Annotated in this window: 2 protein-coding genes; both read right to left on the minus strand. The window is 44.0% G+C overall.

Features of this window, described 5'->3' with window-relative positions:
* Positions 1 to 269: 269 nt before the first annotated feature.
* Positions 270 to 1,271 carry a zinc-dependent alcohol dehydrogenase family protein gene (locus GXZ17_RS00745; RefSeq protein WP_409375380.1) on the minus strand — a complete coding sequence of 334 codons (1,002 nt, stop codon included), beginning with the start codon at positions 1,269 to 1,271 and terminating at the stop codon, positions 270 to 272.
* Positions 1,268 to 2,191, minus strand: a complete 924-nt coding sequence (locus tag GXZ17_RS00750; protein WP_409375381.1) for an NAD-dependent epimerase/dehydratase family protein — start codon at positions 2,189 to 2,191, stop codon at positions 1,268 to 1,270. The genes GXZ17_RS00745 and GXZ17_RS00750 overlap by 4 nt, the downstream gene beginning before the upstream one ends.
* Positions 2,192 to 2,511 lie beyond the last annotated feature (320 nt).

The raw sequence follows: 2,511 nt of genomic DNA on the forward strand, positions 1-2,511 counted from the left end.
CTACACAGCCTATTCTTTAGATGATACACTTAACCGCAAAAACCTTTGTAACACCCTTCTACTCAGCATTTCCTCTTCTTGTCTGTACCTTTATATTATTATTTAACTGTCGTTTGACTAAACAATCCAGTATGCTCTTACCCTATTTTTTAGTCCCTTTAAGATACTTCTCCTCTAAAACTATTGCAATCATTTTACACCAATATGATCTCATTCTTCCTGGCAAATCCGGATAGTAACATTTGTGGGCTGCGGGTGATGAATTCTCTTTACGTTTCTGGTTTAAGCACAGCCGATGCTTTAATTTTGCTTTCTTTCAACAACTGTAAAACACGGTTGGCCTCTGTGAGCGGAAAAATCTCGGTCTTTGCCTCAAGATGATGTTTTTGAGCAAAATCCAGGAGTTCTCGAACATCCTGGCGGGTGCTATTGGCCACACTTTTTATGCTCCGCTCCCAATAAAGGAGAGAATAGGGAATCTCCGGTAGGGGGGTAGAATAAATTCCGGCCATAATCACCGCTCCACCTCGCTCCAGATAAAGGAGGGCGTTTTTAACTAAGTTACCAGCGGGGGCAAATATTATGGCAGAAGTCAGAAGATGAGGAGGGTGGTCTTCTGCCCTTCCTGCAAAAGAAGCCCCCAGATCTCGAGCTAAAAGTTGATGTTCAGGACTTCTGGTAAAAACAAATATTTCCACTCCCTCTATTTTTGCTATTTGAGCTACGAGATGAGCAGAGGAGCCAAATCCAAAAATACCCAGAGTATCTCCTTTTTTTACCCCGCTCATCCGATAAGCTCGATAACCGATTACTCCCCCACAAAGAAGGGGAGCCAATTCTTCATCTTTATACCCTTCTGGCAATTTATACACTGCCTCTTGATGTGTGGCTACGTATTCAGCATATCCTCCTAGAACATCATAGCCAGTAAAAAGAGCACTCTCACACAAATTTTCTCTTCCGTCCTGGCAGAAGCGGCACCTCCCGCACACCCGATTTAACCAGGGAACCCCCACGAGCTCCCCCGGAGACAGGTCTTTTACCTTTTCTCCCACCTCTTCTACCACTCCCACTATCTGGTGACCAGGAATGAGAGGCAAAAGGTGATGCGGAATCTCCTCCTCTACAATATGGAGGTCAGTTCGACAAACCCCACAGGCTCTAATCCGGATCAAAACTTCTTCCTCACTGATTTGTGGAAGAGGAAGGTCGCAAAGTAAAAGAGGATCAGTCTCTATAGGAGCGGGTTTTTCCAGCACCAAAGCTCTCATTGTTTTGCCTCCTTAAACCATTCCCAGGTGTGGCCAATCCCTTCTTCTAAGGAAAAAGAAGGAGTCCAGCCCAGAGCTTCTCTGGCTTTTTCCGAAGAGAGAGCAATACGGTCTATTTCTCCCTTCCTCTCTTCTCCGAACACTACCGGGAAATCTTCTCCGCTAACTTTTTTCAAAACCTCCACCAGGTCTAAAACACTGGTTTCTTTACCCGTTCCTAAATTATATATTCCCGAGGCAGATAGAGCTAAAAGATTAGCTCTGGCTATATCTTCTATATAAACGTAGTCTCGAGTTTTTCGCCCATCACCAAAGATGATACAGGGCTCACCTTTAATTATCCGAGAGATAAAGATGGCTACAACTCCTGCTTCTCCTCGAGGGTCCTGGCGAGGACCATAAACGTTGCCATAGCGCAGGGCCACAAAATCCAGACCTTGCACTTTATGATAATAGTTAAGATATAGCTCTACCGAACGCTTAGCCACTCCATAAGGAGAAAGAGGTAAAGCAGGCATGTCTTCACGAGCGGGAAGTGTTTTTACCTCTCCGTAGATAGCTCCCCCGGTGGAGGCAAAAATAAATTTTTTAACTCGGTATTTTACGCTTAGCTCTAAAAGAGAAATACTCCCCAGGATATTTACCCGAGCATCAAAAAGGGGCTCTTCTGTGGAGCGACGCAAATTGATCTGGGCAGCGTGATGATTGACATAATCTGGCTTTTCCCGAAAAAATATTTCCTCCATATCCGACAGAGAAGTTATATCTCCTTCATAAAAAGTCACTCCCCGGGGTAGATTTTCTCTTTTGCCGGTAGAAAGATTATCCACCACCACTACATCAAAGCCCGAAGCAAGATAGGCTTCCGCTATATGAGAGCCGATAAAACCCGCTCCTCCGCTTATAAGTACTTTAGCCACTTTATTCCTCCTTCTCTCCTTACTACCTAATATAAAAGCACAAAACCTCTCTCAAATAAACCCTTTCTGAAGTAAATCCTGCTCTTTCCTCAAGAATCACAGGAAAATCCCTGAAGGGGAGATTCTGCGGAAGAACAGCTTCAAGCTCCTCATTAATTTCCCGTTATTTCATTCACCGTGTTCCTTCTTTCGTTGTTTCTGGGAGAGTATCTTCTAATCTGCAGTAGATAATCCCCCGGGTACTCTTTATAGTTAGTTTCTCCATAACTTTTAGTATTCCTTTTAAAGAAAGCTCCCAGTTCAGCGAGGAATGGTTCTTC

It is taken from the genome of Candidatus Sordicultor fermentans (assembly GCF_012728195.1).
GTDB classification, from domain to species: Bacteria; Atribacterota; Atribacteria; order Atribacterales; family Caldatribacteriaceae; genus Sordicultor; species Sordicultor fermentans.

Excerpts from the sequence above, each read along its gene's own strand:
- GXZ17_RS00745 (WP_409375380.1), bottom strand. The coding sequence starts at position 1,271 with ATGAGAGCTTTGGTGCTGGAAAAACCCGCTCCTATAGAGACTGATCCT.